The 16,670-nt window shown below is 48.1% G+C and carries 20 protein-coding genes; 6 read left to right on the forward strand and 14 right to left on the reverse strand.

Going from position 1 to position 16,670, the window contains the following annotated elements; translation table 11 throughout:
* Nucleotides 1-2 precede the first annotated feature (2 nt).
* From fni to mvk, 3 genes are read right to left on the reverse strand one after another with little or no spacing between them, the layout of a single operon-like run.
* Entirely contained in the window at nucleotides 3-1,040 is a 1,038-nt protein-coding gene (gene fni, locus AF_RS11525) for a type 2 isopentenyl-diphosphate Delta-isomerase (protein WP_048064552.1), read from the reverse strand.
* Nucleotides 1,037-1,750, reverse strand: coding sequence for an isopentenyl phosphate kinase (locus tag AF_RS11530; RefSeq protein WP_158296900.1), 714 nt, complete (start codon nucleotides 1,748-1,750; stop codon nucleotides 1,037-1,039). Before AF_RS11530 ends, fni begins: the two co-directional genes overlap by 4 nt.
* A complete protein-coding gene (gene mvk / locus AF_RS11535) occupies nucleotides 1,740-2,594 on the reverse strand; it encodes a mevalonate kinase (protein ID WP_010879778.1) in 855 nt (284 codons plus the stop codon). The genes AF_RS11530 and mvk overlap by 11 nt, the downstream gene beginning before the upstream one ends.
* Nucleotides 2,595-2,643: 49 nt before the next feature.
* Between mvk and AF_RS13615 the strand changes: the two genes are divergently transcribed.
* From AF_RS13615 to AF_RS11545, 3 genes are all read left to right on the forward strand, one after another.
* A complete protein-coding gene (locus AF_RS13615) occupies nucleotides 2,644-2,889 on the forward strand; it encodes a hypothetical protein (RefSeq protein ID WP_244372779.1) in 246 nt (81 codons plus the stop codon).
* Nucleotides 2,811-3,374, forward strand: coding sequence for a histone deacetylase family protein (locus tag AF_RS11540; protein WP_010879779.1), 564 nt, complete (start codon nucleotides 2,811-2,813; stop codon nucleotides 3,372-3,374). The genes AF_RS13615 and AF_RS11540 overlap by 79 nt, the downstream gene beginning before the upstream one ends.
* Before the next feature lie 348 nt (nucleotides 3,375-3,722).
* Nucleotides 3,723-4,508, forward strand: a complete 786-nt coding sequence (locus AF_RS11545; protein WP_010879780.1) for a hypothetical protein — start codon at nucleotides 3,723-3,725, stop codon at nucleotides 4,506-4,508.
* Between the two features lie 161 nt (nucleotides 4,509-4,669).
* On the opposite strand, the gene AF_RS11550 is transcribed toward AF_RS11545, so the two are convergent.
* The 11 genes from AF_RS11550 to AF_RS11595 form a co-directional block, all read right to left on the reverse strand.
* Nucleotides 4,670-5,533 (reverse strand): hypothetical protein, encoded by an 864-nt coding sequence (locus tag AF_RS11550; protein WP_010879781.1) that lies wholly within the window; start codon nucleotides 5,531-5,533, stop codon nucleotides 4,670-4,672.
* On the reverse strand, nucleotides 5,511-5,717 hold the full coding sequence (locus tag AF_RS11555) for a hypothetical protein (protein WP_010879782.1): 207 nt from the start codon (nucleotides 5,715-5,717) through the stop codon (nucleotides 5,511-5,513). Before AF_RS11555 ends, AF_RS11550 begins: the two co-directional genes overlap by 23 nt.
* Nucleotides 5,718-5,739: 22 nt before the next feature.
* Entirely contained in the window at nucleotides 5,740-6,897 is a 1,158-nt protein-coding gene (locus tag AF_RS11560) for an MFS transporter (protein WP_048064776.1), read from the reverse strand.
* Nucleotides 6,894-7,043 carry a hypothetical protein gene (locus AF_RS13155; protein WP_158296901.1) on the reverse strand — a complete coding sequence of 50 codons (150 nt, stop codon included), beginning with the start codon at nucleotides 7,041-7,043 and terminating at the stop codon, nucleotides 6,894-6,896. The genes AF_RS11560 and AF_RS13155 overlap by 4 nt, the downstream gene beginning before the upstream one ends.
* Nucleotides 7,010-8,254, reverse strand: a complete 1,245-nt coding sequence (locus tag AF_RS11565) for an aminotransferase class V-fold PLP-dependent enzyme (protein WP_010879784.1) — start codon at nucleotides 8,252-8,254, stop codon at nucleotides 7,010-7,012. The genes AF_RS13155 and AF_RS11565 overlap by 34 nt, the downstream gene beginning before the upstream one ends.
* A 43-nt stretch (nucleotides 8,255-8,297) precedes the next feature.
* Nucleotides 8,298-9,380, reverse strand: coding sequence for a cytochrome ubiquinol oxidase subunit I (locus AF_RS11570; RefSeq protein WP_048064554.1), 1,083 nt, complete (start codon nucleotides 9,378-9,380; stop codon nucleotides 8,298-8,300).
* A complete protein-coding gene (locus tag AF_RS11575; protein WP_010879786.1) occupies nucleotides 9,373-10,980 on the reverse strand; it encodes a cytochrome ubiquinol oxidase subunit I in 1,608 nt (535 codons plus the stop codon). The genes AF_RS11570 and AF_RS11575 overlap by 8 nt, the downstream gene beginning before the upstream one ends.
* Nucleotides 10,981-11,106: 126 nt before the next feature.
* Nucleotides 11,107-11,949, reverse strand: coding sequence for a DNA primase small subunit domain-containing protein (locus AF_RS11580; RefSeq protein ID WP_010879787.1), 843 nt, complete (start codon nucleotides 11,947-11,949; stop codon nucleotides 11,107-11,109).
* Between the two features lie 34 nt (nucleotides 11,950-11,983).
* Nucleotides 11,984-13,018 (reverse strand): CDP-alcohol phosphatidyltransferase family protein, encoded by a 1,035-nt coding sequence (locus AF_RS11585; protein WP_010879788.1) that lies wholly within the window; start codon nucleotides 13,016-13,018, stop codon nucleotides 11,984-11,986.
* Nucleotides 13,015-13,911 carry a deoxyhypusine synthase gene (locus AF_RS11590; RefSeq protein WP_010879789.1) on the reverse strand — a complete coding sequence of 299 codons (897 nt, stop codon included), beginning with the start codon at nucleotides 13,909-13,911 and terminating at the stop codon, nucleotides 13,015-13,017. Before AF_RS11590 ends, AF_RS11585 begins: the two co-directional genes overlap by 4 nt.
* A 60-nt stretch (nucleotides 13,912-13,971) precedes the next feature.
* Nucleotides 13,972-14,532 carry a pyruvoyl-dependent arginine decarboxylase gene (locus AF_RS11595; RefSeq protein ID WP_010879790.1) on the reverse strand — a complete coding sequence of 187 codons (561 nt, stop codon included), beginning with the start codon at nucleotides 14,530-14,532 and terminating at the stop codon, nucleotides 13,972-13,974.
* 278 nt (nucleotides 14,533-14,810) lie between these two features.
* Here AF_RS11595 and AF_RS11600 point away from each other — a divergent pair, with 278 nt between their 5' ends.
* From AF_RS11600 to AF_RS11610, 3 genes are read left to right on the forward strand one after another with little or no spacing between them, the layout of a single operon-like run.
* Nucleotides 14,811-15,437 (forward strand): RimK-like ATPgrasp N-terminal domain-containing protein, encoded by a 627-nt coding sequence (locus tag AF_RS11600; protein ID WP_010879791.1) that lies wholly within the window; start codon nucleotides 14,811-14,813, stop codon nucleotides 15,435-15,437.
* Nucleotides 15,415-16,275 (forward strand): ATP-grasp domain-containing protein, encoded by an 861-nt coding sequence (locus AF_RS11605; protein WP_010879792.1) that lies wholly within the window; start codon nucleotides 15,415-15,417, stop codon nucleotides 16,273-16,275. The genes AF_RS11600 and AF_RS11605 overlap by 23 nt, the downstream gene beginning before the upstream one ends.
* 38 nt (nucleotides 16,276-16,313) lie before the next feature.
* Entirely contained in the window at nucleotides 16,314-16,652 is a 339-nt protein-coding gene (locus AF_RS11610) for a nucleotidyltransferase domain-containing protein (protein ID WP_010879793.1), read from the forward strand.
* Nucleotides 16,653-16,670 lie beyond the last annotated feature (18 nt).

Here is a 16,670-nt window from a genome sequence, read left to right on the forward strand (position 1 = left end):
AATCAACCTCTGAAATCGATCCACTCTTTCAACCTTCCCGAAACGAAAACTTTTAGGCCCTTTAGCTCCTCAACGTTTTTGCAGCCCGTTAAAAACATTGCCGTTTTTAATCCCCTCCTGAAGTACTCGATTTCCTCCCTTACCTTCTCAGCACTCTCAACCGCTGCCCTGAGGAAGGGCAAGGCCGCGCTTCCCAACTCGGCCCCGATTGCTATGGACTTCGCCACGTCAAGGCCGCTCCTCAGTCCGCCCGTGGCGATGACGGGCAGAATTCCCCTGCAATCAACGATGCTGAAGGCTGTTGGCAATCCCCAGTCCCAGAAGTCAATACCCACCGACTTGGAGACCTCATCGTTAACCCTGTAAACTTCAACGCCGCTGAACGTCGTTCCACCCTTACCTCCAACGTCTATCGCTGAAACGCCCGCCCTCTTCAGCATTACTGCAACCTCTCTGCTTATCCCCGCTCCCGTTTCCTTTGCGATAACCGGAACCTTCACGGATCTGCATACCTCTTCCAGGACCTCCAGGCCCTTTTCCGCGTTCAAATCACCCTCCGGCTGAATTGCCTCCTGAAGGTAGTTGAGGTGAATCGCAACCGCATCGGCATCAATCATCTCCACAGCCCTGTCAACAATCTCAACCCCCCTCTCTATAACCTGAGGCATTCCAATGTTCGCATAGACAAACGCATTCGGAGCCTTCTCCCTTACAACAGTAAAGCTGTCCGCAAGGCTCTCATCCTCTATCGCCGCCCTCTGACTTCCGACACCCATGCCTATCCCGGCCTCCTCCACCGCTTCACCCAAACGGGCGTTGATTTCCTTCGTTTCGGGATGCCCACCGGTCATAGAGGCGATGAGGAGGGGAAACGAAAGCTTTTTCCCAAAAAACTCGATTTCTGTGTCAATCTTCCAGTAATCGACCTCGGGAAGAGCCTTGTGAATCAGCATCACGTCTTCAAGTCCCGTGTATCCTGACTCAACCTCCTCTTCGAGGCAGATTTTCAGGTGGTCAATCTTCCTCTTCGAAGTGCTCAGATTATCACCTCCGTTCCAACCTTCTCTCCCTGTAAGAACTTCTTCAAGTTTTCGTAGTTGCCTTTGAAAACGTAAGCCTTACACCCGTGCCCCATCTCATAAAGCTTCTGAAGCTTTCTCAGCATACCTCCTGTCACATCCTCCTTTCCCTTTGCCACTCCACCCTTGGCAATCATTTCCTCAAGGAGGCTTCTGTCAAGCCTATCGATAACATTGCCGTTAAAATCGTAAACACCCTCAACGTCGGTGGCGAACCCGATCTTCTCAGCTTTAAAAGCCTCTGCGAGGTGCGCAACAATGTCGTCCCCCGAGAGAACTTCTATCTTCTCCGCCATCACCACATCCCCGTGGAGAACGGGAAGAAAACCGCTTTTCATGGCTTTATCAACAATCTCAACGCTGTACGCCAGAAAGGGATGGATGGGGTAGGCGGGAACTTCGAACTCGGTGAGGACGGAGCAGAATCTCTCACTCAATCTGAGGCACCCGAGATGAACCTTTGAGGCTCCAAGAGGGCTTAAACCGAATTTTTTTACGTGGGGATGCCCGAACGAGCCTGCACCGTGCACGACAATCAGGTTTCTCCATTTCTCCGAAATTGCTCTGCAGACTTCCCTAAGCTCCCTCTCTTTCAGCTTTTCAAAGGCCCCCCTGCTCTTGTCTGTTATCACCGAACCCCCTATCTTCAGAATGGTAACGTCACTCTTCAATTCTGACACCCTCCTTTTCGGGCTCGACTATGAAGCTCCCTTTCGGCTTCTCTCCCTTGAACAGGCCGAATATACACCCCCCACCACCCGCTCCAGTTATTTTCGCATTCAAACCCATCCTTTCGAGCTCTGCAATGGTTCTGTCGATTTCGGGATTGCTCACCCCTATCGCCCTCAGAAGCGACTGGTTTATGGCTATGAGCTCCTCAAGTCTTTCAGCGCTGCCAACATCGCTCGCCTCAAGGGAGATTGCGTCGATAGCGTCAAATATTTTATCCACAACCTCAGGATGCCTCTCTCTCAGCTCAGCAACTTTTGCGACCATCTCAGCCGTTGACCTGCTGCCAAAGTTGATAACGAAGAACTTGAACGGCATCTCGACCTTTCTACGCTCAGGGAAAAGCCACGAACCTCCAAAGGTGGATATGAACGGGTCTATTCCGCTCGCCCTTCCCTGAACGTCAATCTCAACCTGCTTCGCCATCTGGAAGATGGCCTCTTTATCCATATCCCCATCGAACTCTGCATTCAGAGCAGCTATTGTGGCAACAATCACCGCCGCAGAGCTGCCCAGCCCAGAGCCAATCGGTATTTCGCTCTCAATCTCAATTTCAGCACCCGGAATATTTCTAAGCTCCCCAAACCTCTTAACAGCCTGCACGACGTAGGGATGCCTTTGATAGTCCAGCCCGCTCTCTCCTAACGAAGACCTAATCAGAAACCTGTCAGATTTTCTCACCGACACTCTGCATCTAAGGTTAATCGCTGACACCACCGCATGCCTACCGTAAACCACCGCATGCTCGCCGAACAGAATTATCTTTCCGGGTGCTGATGCAATCATCGATTAGACTACGGGAAAAACTTAAAGAATTTTGTGCAAACATTCTCTCATGAAGATCGTTTTTCACCCGAAGTTCTACACCGTCTACACCTCCGACCCCGCAGCGGAGGCTGGGAGGATGGAGGCTATTATGGAGGAGCTGAGGGATTACGAGGTCGTTGAGCCGGAACCGGCAAAGATAGAGGACATACTCTCGTTCACACGAGGGAGCACTACATGTACGTCAAAAGCGAGCCTGAGATTTATGAAGTTGCGGTTCTCGCCGTTGGCGGAGCGATTCTTGCGTCGGAAATAGCCTTTAACGAGCCTGCCTTTGGAGCCATACGCCCTCCAGGGCATCACGCAAGCCCGGACAGCAGCTGGGGATTCTGCTACTTCAACAACATAGCCATTGCGGTCAAGAAGCTGCTGGTGGAGGGGAGGATTAAGAAGGCCGTAATCGTGGACTTCGACTTGCACTTTGGAGACGGAACTGCAAACGCCTTTGCAGGTGTGGAGGAGGTCAAGTACCACCACATGAAGGGTGCGGACATAGCCGGCATAGAGCAGTTCCTGAAGGAGAACGAATACGACATAGTTGCCGTCTCAGCGGGCTTCGACCGACACAAGGATGATTGGGGAGGAATTCTTGAAACTGAAGATTACAGAGAGATTGGCAGAATAATCAAGGAGTATGCTGAAGAAAAGTGCGAGGGCAGGAGGTTTGCCGTGCTTGAGGGCGGCTACAACCACTCGGTGCTGGGGAAGAACGTAAGGGCTTTTGTCGAGGGGATGGAGTAAGTAATCCGCTCTTCTTGACAATCGACCATCAAAAACTGAGAGCCGCGGAACCATTGAATATATGAGGATTTGTAATTGTAACAAAGAGAGCTTGCAATATCTGATATATGTGCACTAACCTACAAATTTTCCAAATTGTAAAACCAACCTCAAGCTTACGAGGGTTTTCAGATATTTTTATCGACTTAAGGGTATGGATTATTTCATGCCGATCGTCATCCACTTTTTATCAATCGATGGGACGAGTGGGGATAGATATTTTACATTGAACACAAGGGATGAGGAGAATTTTGAGTATTGGTAATGTTCTCCGAAAGTGATTAATAGTGAAACAACTTGATACTAATCGTGGACACAAGGTTAATAGCCATAGCTACCTTTGTAGTTACTTTTGGCATTTTAATTGTTTTGAAGAGACTAAATTACATCGAATCTTGGGATACCTTCTCTATATTGTCTATATTAGCTGCAGTTTTGACAATAGCAGCTTATTTTTTTACATTAGTACTTTTTCCTCAGGATTATGACCAACTCAAGAAAGAGATCTTGGATGAGATAAACGAGAGCCTTAAAAATTATGAAATTTATTTCAAATGCAAGGATTTCAAGAAACCGATCGTAAAAGATGGAGCTGTTAGAATAGATAAGTGTGTCGTTATGGCCACAAAACTAAACTTAACAGATCATGGATATATAGTGGACTTGAAATTTAGGTCTAATTGGATGGATTCCAAAGGGACACACGCAATTTTGTTTATAGATGGGGATGATGCACAGATAAATCTATTCGAACGCGAAGGAGAGATTTTTTATATTATAAAGTCAAAAAACAAAATCTCTGGAGTTTACATTCAGTTGAAATCCGTAAAATGGTTTGATGAGGCATTTAGCGATAACTGGAACAACATAAAAATTATGTGGGACACGAGTAAAGATGAAATTTGGCTGGAGATAAACGGTATAAGAGTTTCCAAAAAATTAAATTTTGACTTTAATTTAAATGATTCTGTAATATACCTTGGCTCGAATCCACTTGAAGACACTTATGCAGAAGGATATTTTGACAGAATTATGGTTTATAAATCTGCTGATACGGCTGATTTTGGAACTCCAACCGTAAGGAGGTTCGAATAACATCTCTATAGGTCGTGTTGGAGGGGGTATGTTCATTTCTGAACTCATTCCCACCACAATAACATCTCACTAGCACCCTAATATCCTTCGTTAGTTTTCCAAAAGTCTTAGGCATTTTACATGGTGGTAGTTGGGTAGAGTATAGGTTTTGCGTCAAAATATCAAACCCTTTTTATGCGTTCCACCGCCTCACAATCCCCCAGCAATATTTTGAACTCCTGCTCACTTCCGCACTCGTCCCTTATCCCCTTCAAAAACAGCTCCTCGTATTTTTCCCTTTCCACACCGAAGTAGTCCCTCTCGCTTGTTCCCCTGAAGTAAAGCCGGTTTACAGGACTTTTAGGGTCTTTGAGAACGTCAGGTGGGCAGAAGGGCGCACCATAGTAATGCTGCAGAAAGCTCTCGTTGCTCGGCTTCTTCTCAAACCTCGTGACGTCGAGCAAGACTATTTTTCCGTCGCAGTACATAGCCTCGTAATCCTCCCAGGGGGAGTAAACGAATCCCTCCTTCCAGAGCCTGTAGAGGAGTCTCGCCGTCAGGTAGATGGACTCCTCGATTATTCTCCGGCTTTTCTCATCGCTCCTCATTACGTCTCCGTCCCTCAGCTCGGAAAGCGGAAGACCGTTAATCCACTCCTGCAGCATGAACTCGTCCGTGTACGCAACGGGAACCGCAATGTTCTCCCTGAATTTCTCAAAAAGTCCCCTCAGTGGGTCAAGGATGTCCCTAAAGCTTTTCACCGGAGAGTTTGGTGAAAGAACATTAAGAACGAAGGTTTTTTCTCCGGCGTCAACTCTGAAAACGTAGTACCTAACCCAGGCTGAAAGCATAGAAACCCTGAACTCGTCGGAGAGACCTTCAAGGCCGAGCTCCACTACAGCCTGCGAAATCTTCTCCTCGACCCTCCTTTTCCGCTCCTCGGGTGTGGAGCCAAAAAGCGATTTTTTGAGCAGCGCTACCGTAACTCCCCAGCAAACGACGTGGTCGGCAGTAACGCTGTCATCAATCCTCAAGCGGAAACTCATAGCTCTCCATGTTTATCTGCCTAACCCTCCTAACGATTCCTTTAGTCCCGCAATCCTTGCAGACGACAATGTAAACTTCAGCATCAAACTCAGCATTCCTCCTCTTGAATTTCCCTTTTTTCTCCTCAAGAACCTCAACTTCGTGGAGCTTTCCGTCATCGCAGATGGGGCACTCTATTTCCATGAAAGCCACTCCCGTATTCAACTTAAAACACTTTTGAAATTGATGGCTTTTTACGGTCGTTGGGGAGCAGCAGCGTCAGGATGAAGGCAACCGTAATTGGAATGGTTAGGTAGGTGAAGTAAAGCTCTGCACTGCTGATGAAGTACATGGCTCCCAGCGTAAGGGCCACTGAAATCGCTCTGCTGGTCAATCCAACAAACCCGGTGGCGCTGCCGTGAACCTCTCTATCGCAGAACTTTCCTATCCAGTCCATTATTATCGCGTAGGCGGGGAGCATCAGCAGCCCGCTTATGCCGAGAAAGGCGAAGAGCAGCGTGGTGTTTAAGGAAAATGCCAGAATGACGAAGAAGGCAGCAATCAGCGGAGTTATAGATCTCATGTAGATTGTCCTTAAATTCGCTCTTGCCACTCTGTCTGGAATAACCGCGACACCAATCAACCCGAGAACTATCGCCAGAGCAACGGCGTCTCCAGCAACCTTTTCCAGCCCAGCACTTCTTAAAGCAGGTTGCAGCCATGTTGCGAGGTTGTCGAAGGTAGCTACGCCGAATCCAAGAATGGCTCCGATAATCCAGAGGTCTTTTCTTTTCAAAACCGCTCCGAACTGTTTAACGGCAAAGCTTTCGGCTTTGGTAAACCTCACCGCCCGCACTGCTATTAGCACTAAGACTATTCCCGCGGTTGCAACCACGGCAGAAGGAAGTATGAGCAAAGTTAGCCCTCCAGCGGTGTAGAGCTTGAGCCCCGCAGCGAGGGCGAAGACAGTTCCGAGATACATGGAGAGGCTAAGAACTGAGATTACGAGCGTCCTCCTTTCCTCGTAAAGCTGCGATGCATAGGGAACGAAGGCGTTAAGCAGGAAAGGCTGCCCCAGAGCACCTGAAAGCTGGCATACAAGGAGCCAGTAGTAGTTGAAGCTCACAAGCCTTCCTGCTGCAGCGAAGAAGGTCGCTACGCTGCCGAACAGAAACCACCTTTTGAAGTCCCTGTCGAGAAGCAACCCGCTCGGTATGGTGAGGATAAGGAAAAAGATTGGGTAAGTTACGGCCAGCAGGCCGAGAAGCTCGACCGAGACGTTTATTTCTTCAGAAACGAGAGTGAGGACCGGAGAGAATGTAACCCAGACTGCCTGCGAGGCAAAAACTATGAGGATAAAGCCCGCTGTTAGCAGCGCCCTCATCTGAACCACTCTACAACGATGTTCTTTATCAGTTCAACCGCCACCTTTTCTGGAATGGATTCGAGCAGCATTGGTATAACGCTGGAGTCTATTCTACCCTCCTCTATGCCCTTTATGATTTCGGCAAACTCCCCCCTTTCAGCCATTGCGTAAATCTGCTTAGTGTCAACTCCGGCTCCATCTCCAGAGCCTTCGCAGCATCTTCAACGAACTTCTCCGCAACACCGTCGTGAACCGGGCTCAGCGTGAGGTGAATGTTGTCAGGGATGTCGTACTCTTTCAGCCCCTTTTGAAGGTGAAGCTGCCAGCCAAGCTTTTTCATGTTGTTTACGAAGCCCATCAGGTCAACATCCGGATTTGTCATCGCCAGAACGCTGCTCTCAACCTCTCCGACGCTCTCGAAACCTAGACTCTTCAACCCCCTGTAAATTTTGTCTCTCGCCGATAGAATTTTCGAGGCAAGCTCCTTGTAGCCCTCGACGCCCAGGTACTTAATCACCGCAAAGGCTGCTGCTAAAGGCCCCTCAGGTCTTGAAGACAGCACGGCTTGATTGACAAAAACGTAGCCCGGAGAGGTTACATCAACGAACATGGAGCATTTTTTCAGTTCAGCATCTCTGAAAAGCACCACAGAAGCTCCCTTTGGGGCGTAGCCGTACTTGTGCGCGTCGAGAGAGATTGAGGTAACCCCCTCAACCCTGAAATCGAACTTCGGTATTTTCTCTCCCAGCATCTCGAAGAAGGGCAGAATGAAGCCCCCGAGGCATGCATCGACGTGAAGGAGGACGTTTCTCTCTGCAGCAATTTCTGCAATCTCCTCTACTGGGTCAATGGTTCCGAAAGGCCAGTTGGGTGCGGACAAGGCAATTAGTGCCGTTTTACCGCTGACGGCCTCAGCAAAGGCATCAACATCACCCTTTGCATCCTTTACCGGCAGTCTGACAACTTTAAGGCCAAGATAGTCAGCGGCTTTCAGAAAAGCTGGGTGAATCGAGATTGGTGCAAGTATTTCAGGAACCTCCGCCGTTCCCTCTTTCTTCCTGTAGTAATCTCTGGCAGCCTTCACGGCGAGCATTATGCTTTCCGTCCCGCCAAAGGTGAAGGAGCCAACAGCAGCGTCGCCGTGCATCAGGTTTCTGGCGAACCCGACCACTTCCTTCTCAAAGAATACCGCGCTTCTGAAAACGGTAAAGTCAAGCAGGTTTTTCTCAGCAAAGCGCACCAGAGCTTTTTCAGCGACCTTCCTTATGTTCTCATCTCCGGTCTCGTAAACGTAGGCGAAAAGCCTTCCGGTTCGAGGGTTGAGGTCTTCCGATTCGGCCTTTTCAAGAAGGGAGAGCACATCATCTATCGTCATCTTTTAAATTGATTTTAATTAAAAAATAAAGGTTTCGATTTTGCTAGCTTTCCGGCACTTCTGTCAGATACCTCTTGAAGAGGGCGTAGAATGCTGCTGTTAAGAAAACGGCGAGGCTTACGAGCAGGAAGGCCATGATTACGTAAACTGCAACCATTGGAACCTCTATGTAGAGATTGGAGAAGGCGGCAATGGGAATCCCTTCGCTGCCTGTAACCACCATGTACGGATACCTTGCTCCGCTGTTCATCAGCTCTCCGAAAAAGACCGCTGATAAGGCAAGAATCAGCGAGTATTTTGTGTAAGAAGCGCTCTCCCTTATGTAGCCCAGAATGCCGAGAACGAGGAGGGCTGTAACCACTGCTATTTTGGCGGCGAAAGCGGGGGCGAAGGAGCCAAAGGTAACGCTTGAGAACATGTAAGGAGAGTAGTCGTGGAGTGAAGCCCAGAAGATAACACCCATCGGAATCTGGATCAGAAGGAAACCCAGACCGTAGAGATATCCCACTCTTATCCCATCAGAGTCTCCTTCGAGGGACATCAGGTATGCAACAACAAATCCTCCTACTGACATCACAGCAAAGAGCGTGTGGAGGTAAAGCAGCCAGAAGAAGGGGTTTGCATAAGCTGCAAGTGGAGAAACGGCTGAGGTTGTGAGGTATTCAGCAACAGCAGTGGGTGCGGTGATTTCAGAGAAAATGGCCCTGAATCCCAAGGGAATGGTGAAGCCTGACACCGCCATCACAATTCCAATGAAGCTGTGGTATCTGGGATGTATCTTGCCCCAAGTGTACCAGAAAATGCCTATGCTCGGAATTCTGACCATGATTGATATCAGGGCGATGAGCAGCGGAACAAAAAGGACGTTGGTTGCAAGCGCTGTTAAAGTAGGGAAGAATCCTGCGAGAAAGACCGTGATTATCGTCCCCCAAACTCCTGAGAAGAGCTCCAAAACCACCATAACCTTAAAGACCTTCCTTGAGAACATTTCGAGGTAACTGTCGTTGCTGAGATAGGCTTTAAGGCGAGAGTAGGCAGCAATCCAGCCAACGCCGATTGTGATGGATACGAAGATTATGTGGAGCAGCACAGCAAAACCGAGCCCGAAAAAGCCCACCTCACTCATTCTCATCACCTCTGAAGAGGTACCTGTATCCTCTCGTTGCAACGAAATACATCGAGACCATACCAAAGGCAGCAATGGCAGCTATTATTACGCCCATGAACACCGCAAACTCAAAGCTTCTCCCGTAGCCCACCACCGTTACAAGCTCCTCAGGATATAGAATTCCGTAAACGGTCCACGGCTTCCTTCCCACTTCCCTGACGTACCAGCCCAACACTGATGGAACCGCAGCCCCGAGGAAAACTCCAATGGGTAGAATCAACATAGCTCTTCTGCCAAGAATTCTGTCCACCAGCGAAGAGAGCAGCGGAAGCTTCCTGAAGTGGGCGAAGAGGGCTATGGCCGACACAAAGCCGATAACGCCGAAGGCTATCTTGGTGTAGTAGGCAGCGTGAACCACAGCAATTCTGCTCTCAGCCTTCTTTAAGTCGGCAAGGCATATCTGCCTCAGCTCCGTATTCCAGGCATTCTGAATCTCTTCCGAGCCAACCTTTACCCCAACCTGCTTGGCTGTTGCGATAGCAGCATCCATGGTTATCCCAAGCTGTCCAGCCAAATCTCCAAGCTCTGCATCACCTAGGGAGTTGCACTGCCTCTCAAACTCATCAAAGCCAACAATCGGCCTTGATGGGTCGCCGTAGGCAACAAGGGCAATCATTGGATTGTAGAAGGTTTCCTTAGCATTTTCCATCATGGCAAACTTTGTTGGGTTCATCTCCACAACTCCGTCTCCCATGAAGTGGCCCAGAATTGTCGGCTGGATGAGGAAAAGCACGAGAATTACAAGTGAAGCAACTTTTGCCGCTTTCAAATTCCTTTTCTCACCGCCTGTGTAATATCTGAGGGAGAAGGCAAGCAGGGCTATGGAAACTCCAACGGAGAAGGCTGCAAAGAGCGCATGAAGGGCGGAGATAGCTGCGAATGGGTTAAAGATTGCAACGTACGGGTCTGTTAGAATTACTCCGACCTTCCCTGCCACCTCTGGATTCTGGATTATTGCCTGAATGGGCATTCCCGAAGCGATGGCCAGAATTTTCAGAATTACAAGCTTCTGGGCATCTGCAGCAAGCCCGCCAAATTCAGGCATGAAGGGATAAATTGACTTGGCAATGGGTCCAGTTCCCCAAGGAGCTACAAGCCACGAGTTCACGCTCATTATCAGAACGCCTGAAAGGGCTGCAAAAATCCAGTAAACGGCGAGAATGGCAATGCTGTAGGAAGTTCTTATGCGGCCAAGAGTCACTATGAAGAGAACAAGGGTGGCGATTTCGTTGGCAAAGGCGAGGAGCTCAAGGGCGAGGGGGGCAAAGGCAAAGCTCGCTATGGCGAGAATCGTCCCGGGCCACGCCTGAACCAGACCGAACTCCACAAGAGTTCCCGTCACAGCACCAAGGGCGAAGTTTATGGCAAGAACCGCAGTCATAATCTTTGCAGTTTTGAAGTAGTCCTCGTCGCCAGATTTGCTGTATTTCAAGAGCAGACCAATTATCACCAGCGGAAAGCCGAGTGTTATGCTCAGGAACACTGCGTGGATGTAAATACCAAGGGCAGACAGTCCCAGCAACCAGCTTGCATCTATGATGGTCTCACCTCCCGACACTTAACTATAATCTACATAAAATTTAATCTTTTCGTTCGATTATCGAAAGCAAATTTTTTAAACGATTTATTGTTAGTAGAACCATGGAAGAGAAAAAGAAAAAGGAGTACTACGAGGGGGAGGAGGTTAAGGCCGAGAAGAAGAAGCTCTACTACTACGGCGAGGAGACGAAAGCAGAAAAGAAGGAATAGAGTGGTTGCGTGGATCGAAAGCAGGAAGCTCTTCAATGCTTAGAGGGGAGCAAATCCTTGAAACGAGCCCGTTGAGGGAATAAGGTAGCCTTATCAACCTCATTTCTCCGTTGGTTACCCACTCGTCAATGGCGTAGTGTGAATAGGCTTTGGCCAGCTCCACCCGCTCCTCTCTGCTCATCTTTAACGCTTTTCTGTCGAAAACATGGATGTGGAATCCCCTGCCTGAGAAAACCACTCTCAACTTTTTGTATTCAGCCCTGAGCTCGTCGTAAAGGCTTAAGGTAAGCTTTCTCACTTTTTTGAACTCAAGCATGCAGAAGCTCAGCCCCTCCCCCCTCTTCATCTTGTCCTCTATGCTTCCGTGGTAGGGGCAGGAAACGTTCTCAGGGTCGATGTCGAATGCAAGCTCCTGTCCCAGAAAGTTCTCACAACCCCAGCAGTTTTTGTAGTCGCATCCTCTCTCAACGCACAGCTTAATGTCTGAGTAGACGTTGCGGTCGTAGTAAACCCCCTCAGGCAGATACTGCAGAATGTAGTCGAGGACATCCGCCAAACCTTTGTGCTCGTCGATGATTACAGCCTTTCTCTTTATGTCCTCATATTCCGGGAGGTAAATGTCGGAGTGCCTTCCGATGATTACCGCAAAGGCGGTGTTGCCTATATCCCTCCAGCCAAGCCATTTCTCAACCCTATCGAGGCTGAACTCGTAGCGGTAGAAGCTCTCCCTCTCTCTTAAGGTTGATGGGCGCATCCCCTTTGGAAAGCGGTATTTCACGATTAAAGTTGGTTGAAATAATATAACACCTTCGCTAGTTCGTGTAACTTCTGAGTGCAACAATCCTCCTCAAAGCCTCAAAGTTTCCGAGTAAGGCAATGATAACGAGTGCCAAGGAAGGAAGGTTAACAACCGAGCATGCGAAGATTATGAGGAGGCGAAAGTCCCTCGTAATTGGTATTGCAAAGCCTTCCGGGCTGTAGGTTCTCATGTAGGCGGCAACAAACTTGTCTCCCGTGTAAGCAATCATGAGTGAGGCGAAGGCAGCGAGAAAGCCGATTATCCAGTAAACGGGATTGGATGCTGAGAGGACGTAGGTTATGGAGAAAACGATAATGAAATCAGAATACCTGTCGAGAACGCCATCAAGCCAAGCACCATACTTGGACTCCATGAACTTGAGCCTTGCAATCTCCCCGTCGCAGCCGTCAATAATGCTGTGTAGCTGGATAATTACTCCAGCCAGAAGAGTTGTGAGATAGCTATTGAGGAGAAAGAGTGCTGAGCCTACTAAGGAAAGGAAAAAGGAGAACACCGTTATCTGGTTGGGAGTGACGCTGGTGTCGGCGAGAAGCCTTGAAATCCTTAGGGAGACTTTCCTGTTGATTTCTCTTGCAATCCACCCGTCGTAGTAAGCTGGCTTCAATCCCGTTCTTTTAGCCTTGATGAGGGAGCTCAGAAGGAGCTTTTCTGCTGTCTTGAGGTTGTCGTTGGAGAGTTTGATAGCCCATATCTCGTAACTTTCCAGATTGTTCAGAGAAAGGTATTTTTCTATGGACGATTGCAGGTTACCATCAAATACAGTCCTGAAATCCCCTCCAAAAAAGTATCCTACTGTAAAACCATCGGAAACAAGTATTTTCCTGCCTTCCAGCAGCAAGTCTCTCTCAAGGATGAGAACTGGCTCAAGAATAATTAAATAATCCTCAGCCTCTTCCAGTGAGAGTTCGTCGAAAAATCTCACATCAAAGCCTGCCCTCTGGAGAGTCTTTTCTATCCTCTCTCTGAGCGTTAATCCAAGCAGCTTTTCCCCGTAAATCTCATGGTTTTTAACGTACGCTAACCTCATAATCCGTTAAAGATAGGATACTTTTGCCTCCTAATTCCAATTAGCCCGTGAGCCAGAACTGGCAAAGCGATGGTAGCATCGCAGTTTACCTGCACCTTCTTGGCCTTGCCGCTTATCTTGCCCCAGCTGACCCCCTCCTCAAAGGTGCAGCCGCTCAGCCCTCCAAACTGCGGGACGTCTGTTGTTATCTGAATGGCATATTCGTGGCCTCTGACGTCGTAGCCTTTAAGCCTCGCCACAACCTCGGTCTGCTGGATGAAGTTCTTCGGCACTCCTCCACCAACATAAATGACCCCTGTTTTTTCTGAATTCACCACTATCTCAGTGAGCTCTTCAACGTCCCTAATTGTGTCTATAACCACCTCTCTTTTGGCTAAGGCGGCAGCTATGCCGATGGAGCTGTCAGCTATTGCCGGACTGAATATCGGGACTTTTGACTCGTAAGCTGCAATAACAATGGAGTTTCTGTCCTTGACGTTGAGTCTCCCTGCAATCTCCTCAAGGAATTCTCTTGAAGACATAACTCCACTCATCTCTGAGATTATCTCTGCAAGAGTGTAGTCAATTACGTTGAACTCCTTTTCGTAGGCAAAGACGTCGTGAATCCTGTCGATTCCCTCTTCAAAAAGCTTGCAATCGTTTACGTGCTCGCTGCCCATAAAATGCCTGAACCCCATCGCCTCGTGGATGTCGTGGAAGAGATTCGCCCCCGTGGAAACCAGAACGTCAATGTAGCGGTTTCTTATGAGCCATGCGATTATCTTCCTCATCCCTGCAGGAACCATAGCCCCGCTGAGCCCCATCAGAATCGTTATGTTCTCCTCCCGAAGCATTTCGGTCCAGATTTCAAAGGCTTCTCCCAGCTTCCTCCCCTGAAATCCCGTCCTTGCCATTGATGAAAGCAGTTCTGCGAAGTCTTCTCGTAAACCTCAATCGGCTCTGTCGGCCTCATTTCAGATCACGAAAACGGCAGCGGCAACAACGGTTGTGCAGTCCTCAACATCAGCCTCAACCGTGATGTTGAACGTCCTTGCAGGCTCTATTTCGAAAGCTGTCTTAAGCATGTAGGCCGCGCTCTCCTCCGCGTGCCTTCCAGCATCCTCTCCATTGCAGTATCCGTGGTATTCGGTTAGATATCCGTTTAGCGAGGGGTCGGGAGGAATCGCAGCCCCAACGCTGGCGAAAATCCTCTTCCCCTGCTCGTTGCTTGTCATTCTGGACATCACGCAGAAGACTATCTGTCCCGGAAAGAGCTCCGACAATCCCTTTTCAGCTTCCACAATCTCGCAGTAAGGTGGGTAAATGCTGCTTACAGTGACGAGGTTGAACTTCTCTATCCCCGCATCTCTCAGAGCGAGTTCAAAGCTCACCAGAGGGTCGGTGTGCCTGCCAACGCCTTTGGTGAAGAACACTTTTCTCGGCAGCAATTTGGGTGGAGAAATTACCTGAGTTTCGCTTCTGGGCTCTGAGACTCCCTTAATCCCGTCCAATCCTTCGTTAATCGCCTCGAACATTTCCGTACACCTTACGGTTTAGTATACGCTGAGTATTTAAGCATTGCTTTAATTTGATTTGCCAGATGCTGATAAAATTCCACAAAACGTAACTAAATCGAAATCAGGCCATTTTTAGCGATATTTTGCACGAAAATTAAAATCTGGAATAAAAATTTTGATTAAGAGATAAATAATAAAATTAAAATTAGGAAATTAATTATTTGACATTCGTATAAAAATTCTGAACCGATAACCAGATGATAAGATTTATATCATCTGTGTAAGACTTTAATAACATGATTTTAGTCGGTGACGGCGAGGATTTGGAGCCTCCGGATGATTTTTTAAGGCGAGAGGTGGCTGACAGCGTTTTAAATTTGCTTGGCGACTATAGATTTTTGACAAAGGGCTATTTTGTGTCTCTGCATGCTGAAGAAAATGGCTGTGAGGTTTTTCCTCCCGTCAAAAACGCCCTCGATGCGTACAGAGCGCCTCTTTTCATGAACGCCGTGAGGAAGCTCGGTCTGGAAACGCCTGAGTTCAGCATTCGCTCAGAACCTAAATTCGAGCGAGGAGTGCTTTTACCACTGAACCCATTCTCCAAGAACTCAGCAAAGGTTGTGAAAACCAGCCATCAGTATGCAAAAGCCTTCAAAAGGTTAAGCATGAACCGCTATCCAGTGGTGCAGGTGAAATCCGAAAAATACGACTCCTTCAACCTTTACCTTTGGAGAGCTGACAAGGAGGAGTACAATTTCATAGCGGAGAAAATTTTCAAAGGCCTCAGAATACCGCTCGGTAAGGTTCTTGTTGACGTTACCGACGGAATGGCAAAGCCCTTCTACTTCATGCCCGTCGAAAAGGGTGAGATAAATCTAAGGCTCGTTTTTGAGGTGCTTTATGAAAATTGCCTGCTTCGCTGAAAGCTACAACTTCAAGAGCAAAGAGGAAAGACAGGCCATGGAAATCTTCAAATCCACCGCTGAAAGCATGGGCCACAGCTTCGATGTTCTTGGAAAGGAAATCCTTTCGAGGATTGACGATTACGACTCAATTTTCATTAGAGCAACAACCGACCCGCTCTTCGTATCTTACGTTGTGTCAAGGCTGGCTGAGGAGAAGGGAAAGAAGGTCATAGACGATTCCGAGAGCATCAGAATCTGCTCCAACAAGATAGACATGTACAAAAGGCTCATGAAAAATTCCGTCAGAATTCCAAAAACCCTGTTCTTCTACGGCGACTTTGAAAACCTTGAGAGCTATGCTGAACAGCTCGGATACCCTGTTGTGGTTAAAAGTCCGAATTCGAGGTTCTCTCTGTATGTGGAGAAGGCTAACAGCTATCAGGAGCTGGTTAAAACAGCAAAGAGGTTCATGAAGAGGAGCAAGGCTCTGATTCTGCAGGAATACTTGCCCACAGCATTCGACTGGAGGGTTGGAGTGCTGAAAGGAGAGGTAATCTACGTATGCAAGTACTTAATGCCGAAGGGTGGTTGGAAGGTCTGCGACAATGTAGAGGGAAAGAAGACGTGGGGAGACGTGAGGGCAATTAAGGTCAAAAACGCTCCCACAGAGCTGAGAAAAACTGCGGTGATGGCTGCGAAGAGCATAGGGGACGGGCTGTATGGAGTGGACATAAAAGAGGTCAATGGCTGTTACTACGTTATAGAGGTCAACGACAATCCCACAATTATGCACGGCTACGAGGATGCCAAGAATCCTGAGCTTTACCAAAAGATTATTCAGGCTCTGGTAGGCTGAACCATTTGATTTTAATATTTTAAGGGTGAGGGATTACTATGCAGAAAGAACTAATTAACGAAATAATCGGGGAAGTTAAGCCGAAAGCGATAGCGCTTTTCGGCTCTCAGGCTAAGGGAAAAGCGGGAAAGTTTTCTGATTATGATTTGCTGATAATAACAAAGGATGAGGAGAGCAGAAATAAGGCGGAGAAGTTTGAGAAGGGCAAGGTTGAGATACATGCTCTGACCATGAGAACCGCTCTGGAGCTGATTCATAAAGGAGACCCTTTTTTCACCCAAATCGTAAAGGAGTGTAAACCGATTTATGGGGAGTTCTACATCAAGTTTTTGAGAGAGGTGGCTGAAAATGTTGGAAAAAGCAAGGTTGTGGCTTGAGAGAGCTAAAGCGGATTT

It is taken from the genome of Archaeoglobus fulgidus DSM 4304 (genome assembly GCF_000008665.1).
Taxonomy (GTDB): Archaea; Halobacteriota; Archaeoglobi; order Archaeoglobales; family Archaeoglobaceae; genus Archaeoglobus; species Archaeoglobus fulgidus.